This window comes from Pseudomonas sp. SIMBA_068, assembly GCF_046534705.1.
Lineage (GTDB): Bacteria > Pseudomonadota > Gammaproteobacteria > Pseudomonadales > Pseudomonadaceae > Aquipseudomonas > Aquipseudomonas putida.
The window spans coordinates 1-237 of record NZ_JAWRYI010001619.1 but is presented as its reverse complement, the minus strand read 5'-3'; the positions used below and the strand labels follow the sequence as shown (position 1 = coordinate 237).

1 protein-coding gene is annotated in these 237 nt (G+C 38.8%); it reads right to left on the bottom strand.

Annotated elements, in window-relative coordinates; all coding sequences use genetic code 11:
• A partial coding sequence (locus SB756_RS35195; protein ID WP_410913897.1) for a hypothetical protein occupies positions 1-237 on the bottom strand: 237 nt, incomplete at both ends.

The following is a 237-nucleotide window of genomic DNA, read 5'->3' as shown; positions in this document are numbered from 1 at the left end:
AAGCGTAATGCTAAAACGAGCACCTGGCTTGATGGTTCTTGCACGTAATGCTTTTTTAACTTTTGCAAGTTCAGCTAGTGATGCAATTTTAGCTTTATAAGCTTGCTCGTTAATATGATGACCGTCGCCTTCAATAGGCTTAACTAAATGCGTTATTTGCGCTTTAAAGGCTGTATCAAGCTGTGCTTGTTCAGCTAATTCGCGGATTAAATCATCGCTGATTTTTGGCATTTTAGT